Consider the following 17619-nt stretch of genomic DNA (forward strand, 5'->3'; position numbering starts at 1 on the left):
TTTTTGCATATGGAAAAGGAGTTAGTTTTATGATTATTAATATTCTAGCCGGAGGACCTGAAAGCCTATTACCTGATTTAACAGAGTATCTAGAGAAAGATGCAATTTGGGTCGGAGTTGACCGAGGTGTCTATCATTTGTTAAAAAGAAATATAACTCCGGTCATTGCCTTTGGGGATTTCGATTCAGTATCATCTGAGGAATTAATGTTTATTGAAGAACGTGTAGTAGAATTGAAGAAGTATATGCCGGAAAAAGATGAAACAGACATGGAGTTAGCCCTCAATTGGGCACTTGATCAGAATCCAAGTATGATCCGTATGTTCGGTGCAACTGGGGGGAGACTTGATCATTTATTTGCCAATGTGCACTTATTGCTGAATCAGTTCAAAACCAAAAAATCGGCTGATATCTGCTTGATTGACCGCTATAACATCATTTTTATTAAAGAACCTGGGCGCTATACAATTGAAAAAATAAACAAAAAAAAATATATTTCCTTTGTTCCTTTAACACTGAATGTCCGCAATCTCACCTTAGAAGGCTTTAAATTCCCTTTGGAAAATCGTCATATTTCAATAGGCTCAACACTATGTATTAGTAATGAACTTATTAGTGAATATGGTACTTTTTCATTTTCTGAAGGCATATTAATAGTGATAAGAAGTCACGATTAATATGCAAAACAATTTGGTACTGATTTCGTTCGTTTGAATAAAATGGTAGGGCGTTCGAAAAAAGTTGAGTTGAATAAGCTGGGGAGATTTGTGAGGAGGGACAGTATGAAATTCTATACGATTAAACTGCCGAGATTTTTAGGCGGACTTGTCCGTGCGATGATAGGGGCGTTTAAAAAGAACGAATAGCATGGGTTTTTATCTAGATATTCTTTTCATTAACGAATGGCACCCGTTTAATTTGGGTGCTTTTTATTTGGTTACAAGGGTTGTAGAGTAATTGTACTTTTTGTATATAAAGAAAAGACATCCTCAACGGATGCCTTTTCCATATTAAACGCGTTCTACTTTACCTGATTTTAACGCTCTTGCAGAAACCCAAACACGTTTAGGCTTTCCATCAACAAGAATACGTACTTTTTGTAGGTTAGCACCCCATGTACGCTTATTTGCGTTCATAGCGTGAGAACGTGCGTTACCAGTTGTTGTTTTCTTTCCAGTTACAACACATTGACGTGGCATAATGATTTCCCTCCTTAACTACCAAAAGCTTTATACAGCTATCTTTAAGATCCTCATCTGAAAAAAGAAAATTGATTGAACAAATTTTCTAGACTTGAGATACCTTAATAATTTATCATACAACTTATTTGATTGCAATAGTTACCTTTCAAGAAAAAAGCCTTGACATCCCTATTAATTAAATGCACTTATATTAAACAGGCAGGAATAACTTTCAATATTGCATTGACTATAGTAAAATGACTGTAGTCAAGGAGCAATTTTTTCAAGAGGGGGAACGATTCATGTCCATTGAATTAAAAACAAAGTTCGGACAAATTGATATTTCAAACGAAGTAATCGCGACCATCGCTGGAGGAGCGGCAATCGAATGCTATGGTATTGTCGGTATGGCCTCAAAGAATCAAATTAAAGACGGAATTACGGAAATACTACGAAGAGAAAATTTCACTCGCGGCGTGATCGTCCGCCAAGAAAATGAAGCATTACATATTGATATGTACATTATTGTTAGCTATGGAACGAAAATTTCCGAAATTGCCCACAACGTGCAATCAAAGGTTAAATACACCCTCGATAAGACTGTTGGACTTGCCGTTGACTCGGTAAATATTTACGTTCAGGGAGTTCGAGTGACGAACCCTTAAGTTTGTATAATGAACCTCAAGTAGAGGAGGAAAGTTTGTGTCAATAACAGCTTTAGATGGAAAACGTTTTGCCGAGATGGTGATTCAAGGTGCAAATCATTTGGCTGCAAATGCAAAAATGGTTGATGCACTAAACGTTTTTCCCGTGCCCGATGGTGATACTGGAACAAACATGAATTTATCAATGACATCAGGGGCGAAAGAAGTAAAAAATAATGTTCAAGAACATATTGGTAAAGTTGGAGTAGCCCTTTCTAAAGGATTGCTGATGGGGGCTCGCGGAAATTCAGGAGTGATCCTTTCACAGTTGTTCCGTGGTTTTTCTAAGGCAGTAGAAATGAAAGCGCAAATTTCAGGGAATGATTTTGCCCATGCCCTCGATGCTGGAGTAGAAACTGCGTATAAAGCAGTAATGAAGCCTGTTGAAGGAACCATTTTAACTGTAGCAAAGGATTCAGCTAAAAAGGGCGTACAAGCTGCCCAGAATTCAAATGATATTATTGTTATTATGGAAGAAGTTTTACAAGAAGCAAAAGCTTCATTAAAGCGCACTCCTGATCTACTTCCAGTGTTAAAGGAAGTCGGTGTTGTCGATAGTGGCGGACAAGGTCTAGTGTTTGTTTACGAAGGATTTCTTGCGGTATTAAGAGGCGAAAAACTTCCCGATACCCCTTCTGCATCTCTTTCTATGGATGAATTGGTTAATACTGAACACCACAAAAATGTCCAAGGACATATTAACACGGCAGATATTGAATTTGGATACTGCACCGAATTTATGGTTCGCTTTGAACAGGAAAAGACCGCCAAGCATCCTTTCAGTGAAGGGGTTTTCCGAAATGACCTCAGCAAATTAGGTGATTCTTTATTAGTCATAGCGGATGAAGACGTTGTAAAAGTCCATATACATTCCGAACAACCTGGCGAAGTATTAAGCTACGGACAAAAGTACGGAAATTTAATAAATATGAAGATTGAAAACATGCGTCAACAGCATACCAATATAGTTGGTGAAACACATATTGCACCCGGTGCTGTACAACAGAAGCCTCCAAAAGAGCCGCAAGAATACGGAATTGTAGCGGTTTCCATGGGAGCAGGAATTGCAGATTTATTTAGAAGTATTGGCGCCCATGCCGTAATAGAAGGCGGGCAAACGATGAATCCAAGTACGGAGGATATCGTGAAAGCTGTTAAGGAAGTTAATGCTAAAAAGGTATTTATTTTACCTAATAATAAAAACATTATTATGGCAGCCCAGCAGGCAGCCGATGTGGCAGAAGAAGATATTTATGTCATACCATCCAAAACTGTCCCGCAAGGACTTTCGGCCCTTTTAGCATTTAATCCGTCAGCGGAACTTCACGCCAATGAGTCTGCAATGAATGATGCCCTAAAACACGTAAAGACTGGTCAAATAACCTTCGCTGTACGAGATACCCAGATTGATGGTTTAGAAATCGAGAAAGATGATTTTATGGGTATTGCTGAGGGGAAAATTGTGGTAAAGAACAAGAACAAAGGAAAAGTAGCTGAAGAATTACTTTCACAAATGCTCGCAGACGATTCAGAAATCTTGACCATCATTTATGGGGAAGACGTTAGCGAAGAAGAAGTAAATCAGCTGACACAGTTTGTGGAAGAGACTTATGAAGATGTAGAAGTAGAAATCCATAACGGCGGGCAGCCGTTGTATTCATTTATCTTTTCAATTGAATAATGAACCGCTAAAATAGAAGGGGAGTTCCCTTCTTTTTTTTGTAAAAAAGAAGTTAGAAAGAGTAAATTTTAAAAAAATCAATAGATATGGCTTAGTGGGGGAGTCGGGTAATAGTGAATCCACATCTTAATCAAAAAATTACTGTCATTAAGGGAATTGGTGAAGAGACTGCTGAGATTTTTTCAGAAATGAAAATCTTTACGATACAAGATTTATTGGAATATTTTCCTTATCGCTATGAAGATTACCGCCTTCGTGAAATAACAGAGGTACAGCATGATGAGAAAGTAACAGTGGAAGGGAAGGTTCATAGCGAGCCTTCTCTTGTCTATTATGGAAGGAAGAAATCCAAACTAATGATCCGACTTTTCGTTGGTTCTCATTTAATCAAAGTCGTCTTTTTTAACCAACCCTATTTGAAAAATAAAATCATTATTAATGAAACGATAACGGTCACAGGAAAATGGGATGCCCATCGGCAAACGATCACTGCAAATGAAATGCAGTCAGGCACAAACGCCAAGACAAAGGATTTTGAGCCTGTGTACTCATTAAGAGGGAAATTAACAACGAAGGGAATACGAAAATTTATCAGCATTGCTTTCCAGCAATATGGACATTTTATTGAAGAAACACTGCCAGCAGCATCCTTAAAAAAGTATCGCCTTCTTGATAGACAGGGGGCGATTGAAGCAATGCACTTTCCGAGCAGCCAAGAGGATGTGAAACAGGCACGAAGGCGCATTGTTTATGAAGAATTTCTTATGTTTCAACTAAAAATGCAGGCCTTAAGGAAATTTGAACGGGAACATTCCCCAGGAATTTGCCAAAACTATAACGTTACTCAGGTAGAGGGTTTTATCAATAGTCTTCCATTTCCGTTAACAAATGCTCAAACACGGGTTGTCAATGAATTGTTGGCGGAACTAAAATCACCCCTACGCATGAATCGATTGTTGCAAGGGGATGTTGGTTCGGGGAAAACTGTAGTGGCTGCAATTGGTTTATATGCCAGTGTAACAGCAGGTTACCAAGGTGCTCTAATGGTACCAACAGAAATTTTAGCAGAGCAACATGCGCAAAGCTTAAAAAGCATGCTAGAACCATTTGATGTCAGATGCGAGCTTTTAACGAGTTCTATTAAGGGTAAACGGAGAAAGGAAATCCTTCATGAACTGGCAGAAGGAAATGTTGATCTATTAATTGGTACGCACGCTCTCATACAGGATGAGGTCACATTCAAAAGACTCGGTTTTGTCATTACCGATGAACAGCATCGCTTTGGGGTCGAGCAGCGAAGAGTGCTCAGGGAAAAAGGCGAGAATCCTGACGTTCTTTTTATGACTGCGACACCGATTCCACGAACACTTGCAATCACTGTGTTTGGTGAAATGGATGTTTCTATTATTGACGAGATGCCAGCTGGCCGAAAATCAATTGAAACTTACTGGGCAAAGCCGGAAATGCTTGAGCGTGTACTTGCCTTTGTTGAAAAAGAATTACAAAAAGGACACCAAGCCTATGTAATTTGCCCGCTTATTGAAGAATCAGAAAAGCTTGATGTCCAAAACGCAATCGATGTATTTAATACTTTAAGCCAATACTTTCAAAACCGATATAAAGCAGGCCTTATGCACGGGCGTTTAAGTTCGGAAGAAAAAGACTCCGTAATGAAGTCGTTCAGTACCAACGAAGTACAGGTGCTTGTCTCAACTACAGTTGTTGAGGTTGGTGTTAATGTTCCAAATGCGACCATGATGGTTATTTATGATGCTGAAAGATTTGGCCTGTCTCAGCTTCACCAGCTTCGTGGACGTGTTGGACGTGGCAGCGAACAATCCTACTGTATTTTGCTTGCCAGTCCTAAATCAGAAGTGGGCCAAGAAAGAATGCGGATCATGACAGAAACAAACGATGGATTTGTTCTAAGTGAAAAGGATTTAGAACTCAGAGGTCCTGGCGACTTTTTTGGGAGAAAACAAAGCGGTGTTCCTGAATTTAAGGTTGCAGATATGGTTCATGATTATCGGGCACTAGAAACAGCGAGAAGTGATGCGATAATGCTTATCCAATCAAAAACCTTCTGGACTGCGGAAGAATATCAATTTTTAAGAAAAATGCTTGAAGAATCACGTGTATTAGAAGGGGAAAAGCTTGATTAATAAAGTTTTTTTCCCTTTAAATGAATTCCAGAATAAAAAAAGCAGATGCTATGTATAAAAAACAAACTCTTGCAATCTGCTAATTCAAATTTTATACTACTATTAGTACCTAGTCATAAGATCTCGGACGGTGTAAAAATTCATGAGAAAAAGTAAAAAAGAGCGCCAGCAATTGTTAACCTCGACAATAAAAGATAATCCATTTATTACTGATGAAGATTTAGCTGAAAAATTCCAAGTAAGTGTACAAACAATCCGTCTTGATCGGTTAGAATTATCAATCCCGGAACTACGGGAACGAATTAAGACTGTTGCTGAAAAACGATTTGATGATGAGGTCCGCTCCCTTCCGCTTGAAGAAGTCATTGGTGAAATTATTCATATAGAATTAGATCAAAATGCCATTTCGATTTTTGATGTAAAAAAAGAACATGTGTTTATTCGTAATAACATTGCCCGTGGTCATCATGTATTCGCACAGGCAAATTCCCTAGCAGTAGCTGTCATTAACGATGAATTGGCGTTGACAGCAAAGGCGAATATTCAATTTAAGCGTTTGGTAAAATTAAATGAGCGTGTCATAGCCAAGGCAAGAGTAACAAAAATCGATGGGAACTTAGGCAGAACAAGTGTCGAAGTGACAAGTTTTGTAAATAATGAACTTGTTTTTACCGGAGAATTTGAAATGTACCGTTCGAAAAATCGGTAAAGGATGAGGAAAAAAATGAACCTAGCAATTGATGCAATGGGCGGCGACAATGCTCCAAAGGAAATCGTTTTAGGCGCACTAAAAGCTGTACAAGCATTTTCTGATATACATATTACCCTTGTCGGGGATGAAAATAAAATTAAAGAAACGTTAACTGATCATGAACGGATTTCAGTTATACATACAACCGAAGTGATTCTCGGAACAGATGAGCCTGTAAAAGCAGTTCGCCGCAAAAAGAATGCCTCCATGGTGCTAGCGGCCCAGCAGGTAGCAGATGGATTGGCAGATGCGTGCATCTCTGCAGGAAATACAGGTGCCTTAGTCGCGGCAGGCCTTTTTGTGGTTGGCAGGGTAACTGGGATTCACCGCCCGGCCTTAGCACCAACGCTTCCGACCATTGGCGGCGAAGGCTTCCTTTTACTAGATGTCGGGGCCAATGCTGAGGCCAAACCAGAGCATCTTTTGCAATATGCATTGATGGGTTCCATTTATAGTGCAAAAGTAAGAGGAATTACACAACCAAGAGTGGGTCTATTAAATATTGGCACAGAGGAAAAGAAAGGGAATGAACTTACCAAGCATGCCTTTGAACTATTAAAAACGGCTAATATCAATTTTGTCGGTAATGTGGAAGCAAGGGATTTACTTGATGGTGCAGCTGATGTAGTTGTTACCGATGGATTTACGGGTAACATGGTGCTAAAGACGATTGAAGGAACGGCACTGTCCATGTTTAAAATGTTAAAAACGGCTTTAATGAGCAGTTTTACAAGTAAACTAGCTGCCGCTGTGTTAAAACCGAATCTTAAAACTTTAAAGAATACAATGGATTATTCCGAATATGGCGGTGCTGCACTGTTTGGTTTAAATGCACCTGTAATTAAGGCTCACGGATCTTCGAATGGGCAAGCTATTTTTAGCGCCATCCGGCAAACGAGGGAAATGGTAAGTAACGATGTAGTTGGATTAATTAAAATGTCAACAGAAGAAGCGAGTATTGCCAAAGTAGAACGGTAAAGGAGTATTGAAATGAAGAAAATAGCATTTGTGTTTCCAGGGCAAGGGTCACAAGCCGTCGGGATGGGGAAAGAGTTAGCAGAGAAACACTCCGAGGTAATGGATTATTTTAAGAGAGCAGATGAAAAGCTTAACACTCAACTGAGTAAACTTATATTTGAGGGACCAAAAGAAGAATTGACAATTACCTATAATACACAGCCAGCCCTTTTAACAACAAGTATTGCTATATTGAAATACTTCCAAAAATCTGGGATTAAAGCTGATTTTGTTGCTGGTCACAGTTTAGGTGAATATACGGCCCTTGTTGCAGCGGGCACCTTTACTTTCGAAGAAGGGGTGTATGCTGTTAGAAAACGAGGCGAATTTATGGAAAGTGCTGTACCTAACGGGGAAGGATCGATGGCGGCTGTGCTCGGTCTCGATCGCACTCCGCTATCAAATGTGACGGCAGAAATCAGTGATGCTGGTTTTCCTGTGTCCTTAGCAAATTTAAACTGCCCAGGTCAGATTGTAATTTCAGGTTCGAAAAAAGGGGTAGAACTTGCAGCCGTGAAAGCGAAAGAAGCAGGGGCAAAAAGAGTGCTTCCATTAGAAGTAAGCGGTCCTTTTCATTCCGTGTTAATGAAGCCAGCAGCAGTTCAATTGCGTGAAGTATTGGATGAAATTGAAATGAGGGATGCTAGTGTCCCAATCGTAGTAAACGTTTCTGCTGAACCAATTAGTTCTGCCTCAGAAATTAAGGATAAGTTAATTGAACAACTTTATTCCCCGGTACAATGGGAAGACTCCGTTCGAAAAATGATTGATTTGGGTGTCGATACATTCATTGAAGTGGGTTCTGGGAAAGTTTTATCAGGCTTAATCAAAAAAATTGATAAAACAGTGTCAACATATTCTGTATCGGATGAGGAAAGCGCACAAGCTGTAATAGATGCGTTAAAGGAGGAAAGACTATGAATCTTGAAGGAAAAGCAGCCCTTGTAACAGGTGCATCAAGAGGTATTGGCAGAGAAATCGCTCTTGAACTTGCACGACAAGGAGCAAATGTGGCGGTTAATTTTTCCGGCAGTGAAGCCAAAGCAAATGAGGTTGTTGATGAAATAAAGGCACTTGGGAGAGAGGCATTCGCTGTAAAATGTGATGTTTCAAACTCAGGAGAAGTCGCAGAAATGGTTAAGGGAACGATAGACCGCTTTGGAAAACTTGACATTCTCGTCAATAATGCGGGTATTACCAGAGATAATTTATTAATGAGAATGAAAGAAGAAGAATGGGACGACGTAATTAATATCAATCTTAAAGGTGTCTTCCTTTGTACAAAAGCAGTAACAAGACAAATGATGAAGCAACGGGTAGGACGCATCATTAATATTGCATCGATTGTTGGTGTAAGTGGGAATCCAGGGCAGGCAAACTACGTGGCGGCAAAAGCTGGGGTCATTGGTTTAACAAAAACAACGGCTAAAGAGCTGGCATCTCGCAATATTACCGTAAATGCCATTGCACCAGGCTTCATCACAACGGATATGACCGAAAAATTACCTGAAGATGTAAAAACAGAAATGTTAAAACTGATTCCTTTAGCAAGATTAGGAGAGCCTAAAGACATCGCCAAAATCACCGCATTCCTTGCTTCTGATGATTCTGCCTATATCACAGGGCAGACACTTCATATTGATGGCGGCATGGTAATGTAATTTTAATAAAAACAAGGTGTATTATTTTGTTGAAATACTCTATAATAGCTTGAGGGGAGGTGAACAGGCATGGCAGAGGTATTAGAACGTGTAACAAAAATCATCGTTGACCGCTTAGGCGTGGATGAATCTCAAGTTAAACTTGAAGCTTCATTCAAAGATGATCTTGGAGCTGATTCCCTTGACGTAGTTGAACTAGTTATGGAATTAGAAGATGAGTTCGATATGGAAATTTCTGACGATGATGCTGAAAAAATTAGCACAGTTGGTGACGCTGTTAATTACATACAAAGCACGAAGTAATCGTTGGATTTATTCACAAAAGCTCCGTTTTCAAACGGAGCTTTATTCTGTAAAATAGAACTTGGCTTCCAACTGTGATGCCAAGTTTCTTTGCGTTTTGCTAAAAACTTTTTTTAAACTTATACTTGAGTGGTGTGTAAATTATTTAATGCAAGGTGGAGACGTTTTATATGCGCAGAAATAATAATGAAAAAGATTTAAATAATCGCGCAAAAGAAAATCTATTTAAGGGTTTTCAAAATACGATTGGTATTACGATTGAAAACGAGAAATTATTAAAACAAGCTTTTACTCATTCATCTTATGTGAATGAGCATCGAAGAAAGCCTTTTGAAGATAATGAGAGGCTTGAGTTTTTAGGAGATGCCGTTCTTGAGTTAACTGTTTCACAATTCCTATACAAAAAATATCCTACGATGACAGAGGGAGAATTGACGAAACTTCGAGCTGCAATTGTTTGCGAGCCATCTCTTGTGTCATTTGCCAACGAACTGAACTTCGGAAAATTAGTTTTGTTGGGTAAAGGGGAAGAGATGACAGGCGGAAGGGAGCGTCCCGCCTTACTAGCAGATGTTTTTGAAGCGTTCATTGGAGCTCTTTATTTGGACCAAGGAATTGAAACAGTCATTAAATTTCTCGAGAAAATAGTTTTTCCTAAAATTAATGCCGGTGCTTTTTCTCATGTGATGGATTATAAAAGCCAGTTACAGGAACTCATTCAACGGGATGGGGCAGGCGCTATTGAATATCGTGTTCTTCAAGAAATTGGGCCTGCTCATAATAAAGAATTTGTATCGAAAGTTTCGTTGAATGGCAAGGAATTAGGTGTAGGTACGGGAAAATCAAAGAAGGAAGCCGAACAACATGCCGCCCAAATGGCTCTCGACATATTAAAGGAAAAAACAACTTAGAAATGACAAAATGTTTGCAAGTAGTCCAGCTTGTATGCATAGGGAGGATTTAGAAATGTTTTTAAAACGGTTGGACATTATTGGCTTTAAGTCCTTCGCTGATCGTATTGGAGTTGATTTTGTTCCAGGCGTAACGGCTGTGGTAGGTCCAAATGGCAGTGGGAAAAGTAATATTACCGATGCTATTCGTTGGGTATTGGGTGAACAGTCGGCCAAATCGCTTAGAGGCAGTAAAATGGAGGATATTATTTTTGGGGGTAGCGATACCAGAAAACCCCTAAATTTTGCTGAAGTAACATTAACCTTGGATAATCAGGATCAAGGCGTGTCACTTGATTATAACGAAGTAAGTGTCACAAGGAGAGTATCCCGTTCAGGTGATAGTGAATTCTTGATAAATAAGCAACAGTGTCGTCTTAAAGATATTATCGACTTATTCATGGATTCTGGGCTGGGGAGAGAAGCATTTTCGATAATTAGCCAAGGAAAAGTGGAAGAAATCTTAAATAGTAAAGCAGAAGAACGAAGAACCATATTTGATGAGGCAGCTGGTGTACTAAAGTATAAACATCGAAAGAAAAAAGCAGAAGTAAAACTGTTTGAAACACAAGACAATTTAAACCGTGTAAATGATATTTTACACGAACTTGAAAGCCAAGTAGAACCATTAAAAATTCAGGCCTCGATGGCAAAAGATTTTCTGGAGAAGAAAGAGGAACTAGAAAAATTTGAAGTTGCCTTAACAGTGTATGAAATTGAAGATCTTCATCAAAAATGGGAGGGCCTTTCCAAGCTGTTGAACGAACATCAGGAGGAAGAACTTAAAATCTCTTCTGAATTGCAAGTAAAGGAAGCAAAAATAGTTGAAAAAAGAGATCAAATGACAGCATTTGATGAGTCAATCACCGACCTGCAGAATGTTCTTCTTCATGCTACGGAGGAGTTAGAAAAACTGGAAGGCCGAAAAGAAGTCTTAAAAGAACGAAAGAAAAATGCTTCACAAAATAAAGAACAGCTTCAAACGAACATTTCGGAACTAAATGAAAAAATTAACCAGCTAAAAATGAATCGCGACATCCTTTCAATGTCTGCCGAGGATCTTGGAAAGCAGGTCACCGAATTACAAACTCAATTAAAGGGAAAACAGGCGAAACTGCAGTTATTCACCGAAAATATTGAAGATAAAATAGAGAGTTTAAAAAGTGAATATATCGAATGGCTAAATGATCAAGCTGGCGCAAAAAATGAAATGAAATACATTGAACAGCAACTGGAACAGCAGGAAAGAAGAAGTTCACGACTTGATGTTGAGAATGACAAGTTTATTGAGGAACGGCAAATTGCCAAGGATAAAAAAGCTGCGATCCAATCAGCATTAGACGAAGTACAACAAAAAATAGAAGATCAAGTAGGAGCTTTTCGAGAAAAGCAGCGTAAGCTTGAGACAACAAGAAATAATTATCAAAAACAAGAAAAGACACTGTATCAGGCATACCAAATTCTTCAACAGGCAAAGTCAAGAAAAGAAATGCTCGAAGAAATGGAAGAAGATTATTCAGGTTTTTTTCAGGGAGTAAAAGAAATTCTTAAAGCACGTGGGAAAAACTTAAAGGGAATTGAGGGAGCGGTTGCCGAGCTTGTGACTGTTCCGAAACAGTATGAAACTGCATTAGAAACATCCTTTGGCGGGGCTTTGCAGCATATCGTCGTTGATAATGAACAAAATGGGCGGACAGCAATCCAATATTTGAAACAGAATTCTTTTGGCCGTGCAACCTTCTTACCGTTAAATGTCATTAAGGGAAGACCGTTGTCTTCCGCGCAAATAGCTTCCATCCAAAATCATCCATCCTTTGTTGGAACAGCCGTAAGTCTTGTTAAATTTGATCAAAAGTACTCGGAGGTTATGAGCAGTCTGCTTGGGAATGTTGTCATTACAAAAGACTTAAAAGGCGCCAATGAATTAGCGAAAATTCTTCAATACCGCGGCCGTTTGGTAACGATCGATGGTGATATCGTTAATCCTGGCGGTTCAATGACAGGTGGTGCCATTAAACAAAAAAACTCATCCTTATTAACTCGTAAAGGAGAACTTGAGGAATTAAAAGAGAAGTTAGTTGTGATGGAAGAAAAAACGATCCATCTAGAACAACTTGTAAAGTCATTAAAAGAAGATGTTCATCGAATAGAAAAGCAACTTGAAGAAATGCGCAAAGATGGCGAAGAGTTGAGATTAAATGAACTTTCTTTGAAGGGTGACCTTCGGCAAGCAGAGCTCGAAGAAAAAAATATCAATGAACGCTTAGCTATTTATGACCTTGAAAAAGGGCAATTTTCTGATGAGAAAACAACCTTAACAAATAGAAAAAAAGAATTAGCCATTGCAATGGAGACATACAAAACAACGATAGATAAGCTTGAGGCGCAAATAGCGAAGCTTACCGAACAAAAGTCGAGTGATTTGACTTCGAAAGAGACTCTAACTATTGAAATAAATGATTTAAAAGTAGCGTTTGCTTCTAAAAATGAACAGTATATGAGCACAAAAGAACGGTTGACACTTCTGCTAACAGATTTAGAAGAGAGTGAACAAAAGCATGCTCTTTATACTGAAGATCTTAATCTGTTAAGTTCGGAAATGACAAACAGTTCATCAGGTGAAGAACAGTTAGAAACAGCTGCAATTAGAAAACAACAGGATAAAGAAGCTGCATTACAGTTAATTACGGTTAGAAGAGAAGAACGTTTGTCCTTAAGGTCCGCCTTAGAAGACTTAGAATTGGAAGTTAAAGAACTAAAAAGACTCCATCGAGGAATGATAGTCGTTTTAAAAGACGAGGAAGTAAAAATCAACCGCTTGGATGTCGATCTTGAAAACCGTTTTGCACGGTTAAGAGAAGAATATCTTTTATCGTTTGAAGGTGCAAAGGAACAATATCCATTAACGTTATCGATTGAAGAAGCGAGAAAAAAGGTCAAACTTATAAAACTGGCCATTGAAGAACTTGGTAATGTCAACATTGGTGCGATTGAAGAGTATGAGCGTGTCTCTGAACGGTATGAGTTCCTGAATGAACAGAAGAATGATCTCCAGGAAGCTAAAGAAACCCTTTATAAGGTTATTGACGAAATGGATGAAGAAATGAAAAAACGCTTTGAACAGACCTTTAATGGAATTCGTGAACATTTTGAGCCGGTATTTAGAACCCTTTTTGGTGGGGGGAGAGCCGACCTCGTTCTAACTGTCCCAGGTGATTTGTTAAATACAGGTGTCGAAATTGTTGCGCAGCCACCGGGTAAAAAACTGCAAAATTTAGGTTTATTATCAGGTGGTGAACGTGCATTAACTGCGATTGCGCTACTTTTTTCTATTTTAAAGGTACGGCCCGTTCCGTTCTGTATCCTTGATGAGGTAGAAGCAGCGTTGGATGAAGCCAATGTCCAACGCTTCAGCCAATACTTAAAACGATATAGTAAGGAGACGCAATTTATTGTGATTACCCACCGCAAAGGAACAATGGAGGAAGCAGATGTGCTTTACGGGGTAACTATGCAAGAATCAGGTGTTTCAAAGCTTGTATCTGTTCGCTTAGAGGAAACAAAAGAGCTTGTTGAATCTTAAAATTAGGAAGTGAAAAAAATGAGTTTTTTTAAAAAATTAAAAGAAAAAATCACAAAATCCACGGATACGGTGACAGAGAAGTTTAAGGAAGGTCTTACAAAAACAAGGGATAATTTCTCAGGAAAAGTAAATGACCTTGTTGCCAGGTACCGTAAAGTAGATGAAGACTTTTTTGAAGAATTAGAAGAAATCATGATCCAGGCTGATGTAGGCTTTGATACAGTGATGAAACTGATTGAAGAGTTGAAAATGGAAGTTAAACGCCGGAACATCCAAGACCCACAGGATGTACAAAGTGTAATATCCGAAAAGTTGGTTGATATCTACAATGCGGGTGAAGAACAATCCTCAAAATTAAATATTCAAGAGGATGGGCTGACAGTCATTCTATTTGTTGGAGTTAATGGGGTTGGAAAAACAACAACGATCGGTAAGCTTGGGTACAAGTTTAAGAATGAAGGAAAGAAAGTACTATTAGCAGCAGGTGATACTTTCCGTGCTGGTGCGATTGAACAACTTGAAGTCTGGGGAGAAAGAGTCGGCGTCGATGTTATTAAGCAATCGGAAGGGTCTGACCCTGCCGCGGTTATGTACGATGCCATACAGGCAGCTAAATCTCGTAAAACAGATATTTTGTTATGTGATACCGCTGGCCGCTTGCAAAACAAAGTAAACTTAATGAAGGAGCTTGAAAAGGTAAAACGTGTGATAGAAAAAGAAATTCCCGGTGCCCCACATGAAGTAATTTTAGTCCTTGACGCAACAACTGGTCAAAACGCCCTGATCCAGGCAAAAACCTTTAAAGAAGTGACAAATGTTAGTGGAATTGTTCTTTCAAAATTAGACGGAACGGCAAAAGGCGGAATCGTCCTTGCTATCCGCAATGAATTAAAAATTCCTGTGAAATTTGTTGGTCTCGGCGAAAAAATGGACGACCTTCAAGAATTTGAAGCGGAAAAATATGTGTATGGTTTATTTGCAGATGAAGTGGAAAAAGCGGATTAATGGATGTAAAGGTATTATCTTGACAGATAATCTCTGACCTTGTAAACTACTTATGTAAAGGCTTTTCACTTAACATGCGCATTGGAGGGGATTGCATGCTTGAAAAGACGACACGAATGAACTATCTTTATGACTTTTACCATTCGTTGTTAACCCCAAAGCAGCAAAGCTATATGTCTCTCTATTATCTAGATGATTACTCTTTAGGAGAAATTGCCGAAGAGTATGATGTAAGCCGCCAAGCCGTTTATGATAATATCAAGCGGACGGAGGCAATGCTCGAGGAATATGAGGAAAAGCTGCTATTATTTCAGAAATTTCAAGAGCGCAGCAAACTTTTAAGAAATGTAAAAGAATTGCTCAATGAGGATCACCCTTCAAAGCAGGCAATGTTAGAAGCTGTTGCCGAGTTGGAGAATTTAGATTAGGAGGCGGCATGAATGGCATTTGAAGGATTAGCCGACCGACTGCAAAATACAATTCAAAAAATCCGCGGAAAAGGGAAAGTTTCAGAAGCGGATGTAAAAGAAATGATGCGTGAAGTACGTCTAGCTTTACTAGAAGCAGACGTAAACTTCAAGGTTGTTAAAGATTTTGTGAAAAAGGTAAGTGAACGTGCCGTTGGGCAGGAAGTACTGAAAAGCTTAACACCTGGACAACAAATTATTAAAATCGTTAATGAAGAATTGACGGAATTGATGGGTGGAGAACAAAGCAAAATCGCGGTGTCAAATCGTCCGCCAACGGTCATTATGATGGTCGGTTTACAGGGTGCTGGTAAAACAACAACATCCGGAAAGCTTGCCAACTTGCTTCGCAAAAAGTATAACCGTATGCCATTGCTTGTTGCTGCAGATATTTATCGGCCTGCTGCGATCAAGCAACTTGAAACACTAGGAAAGCAATTAGACATGCCAGTTTTCTCACTTGGTGATCAAGTAAGCCCTGTCGAAATTGCAAGGCAAGCCATTGCGAAAGCAAAAGAAGAGCATCATGACTATGTCCTTATTGATACCGCCGGCCGACTTCATGTTGATGAAGCATTAATGGGTGAGTTAAAGGACATTAAGGAACTGACTAAACCTGATGAAATCTTCCTAGTCGTTGATGCCATGACTGGTCAAGATGCAGTCAATGTGGCCCAAAGCTTTAACGAACAGCTCGGATTAACTGGGGTTGTGTTAACAAAGCTGGATGGTGATACCAGAGGCGGGGCGGCACTTTCAATCCGGGCAGTAACGCAAACACCAATTAAATTTGTCGGTTTAGGCGAGAAGTTAGATGCACTTGAACCTTTTCACCCTGAACGTATGGCATCTAGAATCCTTGGTATGGGTGACGTGCTGACATTGATTGAGAAGGCACAAGCCAATGTTGATGAAGAAAAGGCTAAAGAGTTGGAACAAAAAATGCGGACAGCTACGTTTACGCTGGAGGATTTTTTGGATCAGCTTGGACAGGTTCGTAATTTAGGTCCACTTGATGAACTATTAAAGATGATGCCTGGTGCAAACAAGATTAAAGGGTTAAATAATCTTCAAATCGATGAAAAGCAAATTGCTCATGTTGAGGCAATCATCCGTTCAATGACGACTGTTGAAAAAAATAATCCAGAAATCTTGAACGCCAAACGGAAAAACCGAATTGCCAAAGGCAGCGGTCGTTCTGTAACTGAAGTAAACCGTTTGTTAAAACAGTTTGAAGATATGAAAAAAATGATGAAACAAATGACTGGAATGCAGCAAAAAGGTAAGAAAAAAGGTGGATTTAAACTTCCTTTCAAGCCGTTTTAAAATCGAAAAGCGGAAGCGCCTTGTTCAGGGGCGCTGGAGCTAGACAGTCATCTAAGTTCACTTTTTTATCTGTTTTATTTTGCTAATTATTGGTAATACTGTATGTAAAGAAAAAACACTTTACAAACTATAAAAGAATTGATATTATACTATCTTGTGTGAAACTATTCGGAGGTGCTTATTTAAAATGGCAGTAAAAATTCGTTTAAAACGTATGGGAGCAAACAAAACTCCTTTCTATCGTATCGTAGTAGCAGATTCTCGTTCACCACGTGATGGACGTTACATTGAGATTGTAGGAACTTACAATCCGGTTACACAACCAGCTAAGGTTGACATCAACGAAGAATTAGCTCTTAAATGGTTACAAGACGGTGCTAAACCATCTGATACAGTACGTAACCTTTTCTCTAATCAAGGCATCATGGAAAAATTCCATAATGCAAAATTAAGTAAGTAACTCAGGGACGACGATGAAACAATTAGTCGAAACGATTGTTAAGCCCCTAGTTGATTTTCCAGAAGACGTTCGTGTGGATGTCGTGGAAGATGACAACCGTGTAACCTATCAGTTATTTGTTAATAAAACAGATATGGGAAAAGTTATCGGTAAGCAGGGGCGCGTTGCAAAGGCCATTAGAACTGTTGTTTATGCAGCAGGATCATCACAACAAAAGAAAATTTTTCTAGAAATTGGTGAATAGCTTTTTGCATCTAGATAAAAGGGAGGAATTATTTCCTCCCTTTTTTGCTATAAGAAAAGCGGAGGCGCCCGTTTAGCGGCGTATGGACTGGAGCGCTTTGACTGAGATAAAGGAAACACGGAGA

Annotated in this window: 18 protein-coding genes; 17 read left to right on the forward strand and 1 reads right to left on the reverse strand. The window is 39.1% G+C overall.

Going from position 1 to position 17619, the window contains the following annotated elements; all coding sequences use genetic code 11:
• Positions 1-29: 29 nt before the first annotated feature.
• Positions 30-677, forward strand: a complete 648-nt coding sequence (locus tag J7E66_RS12155) for a thiamine diphosphokinase (protein ID WP_215000317.1) — start codon at positions 30-32, stop codon at positions 675-677.
• Between the two features lie 105 nt (positions 678-782).
• Positions 783-866, forward strand: coding sequence for a stage V sporulation protein SpoVM (gene spoVM, locus J7E66_RS12160; protein ID WP_007087787.1), 84 nt, complete (start codon positions 783-785; stop codon positions 864-866).
• Between the two features lie 144 nt (positions 867-1010).
• Here the strand turns inward: spoVM and rpmB are convergent, their stop codons facing one another.
• Positions 1011-1199 (reverse strand): 50S ribosomal protein L28, encoded by a 189-nt coding sequence (gene rpmB / locus J7E66_RS12165; protein WP_026566424.1) that lies wholly within the window; start codon positions 1197-1199, stop codon positions 1011-1013.
• A 284-nt stretch (positions 1200-1483) separates the two neighbouring features.
• Between rpmB and J7E66_RS12170 the strand changes: the two genes are divergently transcribed.
• From J7E66_RS12170 to J7E66_RS12240, 15 genes are all read left to right on the forward strand, one after another.
• A complete protein-coding gene (locus J7E66_RS12170) occupies positions 1484-1846 on the forward strand; it encodes an Asp23/Gls24 family envelope stress response protein (RefSeq protein ID WP_088086349.1) in 363 nt (120 codons plus the stop codon).
• Positions 1847-1883: 37 nt separating this feature from the next.
• Positions 1884-3566 carry a DAK2 domain-containing protein gene (locus tag J7E66_RS12175; protein ID WP_215000319.1) on the forward strand — a complete coding sequence of 561 codons (1683 nt, stop codon included), beginning with the start codon at positions 1884-1886 and terminating at the stop codon, positions 3564-3566.
• Between the two features lie 113 nt (positions 3567-3679).
• On the forward strand, positions 3680-5728 hold the full coding sequence (gene recG, locus J7E66_RS12180; protein ID WP_215000321.1) for an ATP-dependent DNA helicase RecG: 2049 nt from the start codon (positions 3680-3682) through the stop codon (positions 5726-5728).
• Positions 5729-5870: 142 nt separating this feature from the next.
• Complete coding sequence (gene fapR, locus J7E66_RS12185) at positions 5871-6437, forward strand: transcription factor FapR (RefSeq protein ID WP_088086352.1); 567 nt, start codon at positions 5871-5873, stop codon at positions 6435-6437.
• A gap of 15 nt (positions 6438-6452) precedes the next feature.
• Positions 6453-7457: a phosphate acyltransferase PlsX gene (gene plsX / locus J7E66_RS12190; protein ID WP_215000323.1), complete on the forward strand. Its 1005-nt coding sequence runs from the start codon at positions 6453-6455 to the stop codon at positions 7455-7457.
• 12 nt (positions 7458-7469) lie between these two features.
• Complete coding sequence (gene fabD, locus J7E66_RS12195) at positions 7470-8417, forward strand: ACP S-malonyltransferase (protein WP_215000325.1); 948 nt, start codon at positions 7470-7472, stop codon at positions 8415-8417.
• A complete protein-coding gene (gene fabG / locus J7E66_RS12200; RefSeq protein WP_215000327.1) occupies positions 8414-9157 on the forward strand; it encodes a 3-oxoacyl-[acyl-carrier-protein] reductase in 744 nt (247 codons plus the stop codon). The genes fabD and fabG overlap by 4 nt, the downstream gene beginning before the upstream one ends.
• 69 nt (positions 9158-9226) lie before the next feature.
• On the forward strand, positions 9227-9460 hold the full coding sequence (gene acpP / locus J7E66_RS12205; protein ID WP_026566432.1) for an acyl carrier protein: 234 nt from the start codon (positions 9227-9229) through the stop codon (positions 9458-9460).
• Positions 9461-9630: 170 nt separating this feature from the next.
• On the forward strand, positions 9631-10371 hold the full coding sequence (gene rnc / locus J7E66_RS12210; RefSeq protein WP_215000329.1) for a ribonuclease III: 741 nt from the start codon (positions 9631-9633) through the stop codon (positions 10369-10371).
• Between the two features lie 55 nt (positions 10372-10426).
• On the forward strand, positions 10427-13993 hold the full coding sequence (gene smc, locus J7E66_RS12215; RefSeq protein WP_215000331.1) for a chromosome segregation protein SMC: 3567 nt from the start codon (positions 10427-10429) through the stop codon (positions 13991-13993).
• Between the two features lie 18 nt (positions 13994-14011).
• Positions 14012-14998 carry a signal recognition particle-docking protein FtsY gene (gene ftsY / locus J7E66_RS12220; RefSeq protein WP_215000332.1) on the forward strand — a complete coding sequence of 329 codons (987 nt, stop codon included), beginning with the start codon at positions 14012-14014 and terminating at the stop codon, positions 14996-14998.
• A 95-nt stretch (positions 14999-15093) separates the two neighbouring features.
• The gene (locus tag J7E66_RS12225) at positions 15094-15426 is read left to right on the forward strand and encodes a putative DNA-binding protein (RefSeq protein ID WP_215000334.1); all 333 of its coding nucleotides are present in this window, start codon (positions 15094-15096) and stop codon (positions 15424-15426) included.
• Positions 15427-15438: 12 nt separating this feature from the next.
• Positions 15439-16791 (forward strand): signal recognition particle protein, encoded by a 1353-nt coding sequence (gene ffh / locus J7E66_RS12230; RefSeq protein WP_215000336.1) that lies wholly within the window; start codon positions 15439-15441, stop codon positions 16789-16791.
• Between the two features lie 187 nt (positions 16792-16978).
• On the forward strand, positions 16979-17251 hold the full coding sequence (gene rpsP / locus J7E66_RS12235) for a 30S ribosomal protein S16 (RefSeq protein ID WP_215000338.1): 273 nt from the start codon (positions 16979-16981) through the stop codon (positions 17249-17251).
• Between the two features lie 13 nt (positions 17252-17264).
• On the forward strand, positions 17265-17495 hold the full coding sequence (locus tag J7E66_RS12240) for a KH domain-containing protein (RefSeq protein ID WP_088086362.1): 231 nt from the start codon (positions 17265-17267) through the stop codon (positions 17493-17495).
• The last annotated feature ends 124 nt before the right edge of the window (positions 17496-17619 follow it).

Source organism: Bacillus sp. ISL-7 (assembly GCF_018613065.1).

What these genes read in the sequence shown, in the direction of transcription:
- J7E66_RS12155 (WP_215000317.1), top strand. Translation starts at nt 30, where the DNA reads ATGATTATTAATATTCTAGCCGGAGGACCTGAAAGCCTATTACCTGAT.
- spoVM (WP_007087787.1), top strand. Translation starts at nt 783, where the DNA reads ATGAAATTCTATACGATTAAACTGCCGAGATTTTTAGGCGGACTTGTC.
- rpmB (WP_026566424.1), bottom strand. Translation starts at nt 1,199, where the DNA reads ATGCCACGTCAATGTGTTGTAACTGGAAAGAAAACAACAACTGGTAAC.
- J7E66_RS12170 (WP_088086349.1), top strand. Translation starts at nt 1,484, where the DNA reads ATGTCCATTGAATTAAAAACAAAGTTCGGACAAATTGATATTTCAAAC.
- fapR (WP_088086352.1), top strand. Translation starts at nt 5,871, where the DNA reads ATGAGAAAAAGTAAAAAAGAGCGCCAGCAATTGTTAACCTCGACAATA.
- plsX (WP_215000323.1), top strand. Translation starts at nt 6,453, where the DNA reads ATGAACCTAGCAATTGATGCAATGGGCGGCGACAATGCTCCAAAGGAA.
- fabD (WP_215000325.1), top strand. Translation starts at nt 7,470, where the DNA reads ATGAAGAAAATAGCATTTGTGTTTCCAGGGCAAGGGTCACAAGCCGTC.
- fabG (WP_215000327.1), top strand. Translation starts at nt 8,414, where the DNA reads ATGAATCTTGAAGGAAAAGCAGCCCTTGTAACAGGTGCATCAAGAGGT.
- acpP (WP_026566432.1), top strand. Translation starts at nt 9,227, where the DNA reads ATGGCAGAGGTATTAGAACGTGTAACAAAAATCATCGTTGACCGCTTA.
- rnc (WP_215000329.1), top strand. Translation starts at nt 9,631, where the DNA reads ATGCGCAGAAATAATAATGAAAAAGATTTAAATAATCGCGCAAAAGAA.
- smc (WP_215000331.1), top strand. Translation starts at nt 10,427, where the DNA reads ATGTTTTTAAAACGGTTGGACATTATTGGCTTTAAGTCCTTCGCTGAT.
- ftsY (WP_215000332.1), top strand. Translation starts at nt 14,012, where the DNA reads ATGAGTTTTTTTAAAAAATTAAAAGAAAAAATCACAAAATCCACGGAT.
- J7E66_RS12225 (WP_215000334.1), top strand. Translation starts at nt 15,094, where the DNA reads ATGCTTGAAAAGACGACACGAATGAACTATCTTTATGACTTTTACCAT.
- ffh (WP_215000336.1), top strand. Translation starts at nt 15,439, where the DNA reads ATGGCATTTGAAGGATTAGCCGACCGACTGCAAAATACAATTCAAAAA.
- rpsP (WP_215000338.1), top strand. Translation starts at nt 16,979, where the DNA reads ATGGCAGTAAAAATTCGTTTAAAACGTATGGGAGCAAACAAAACTCCT.
- J7E66_RS12240 (WP_088086362.1), top strand. Translation starts at nt 17,265, where the DNA reads ATGAAACAATTAGTCGAAACGATTGTTAAGCCCCTAGTTGATTTTCCA.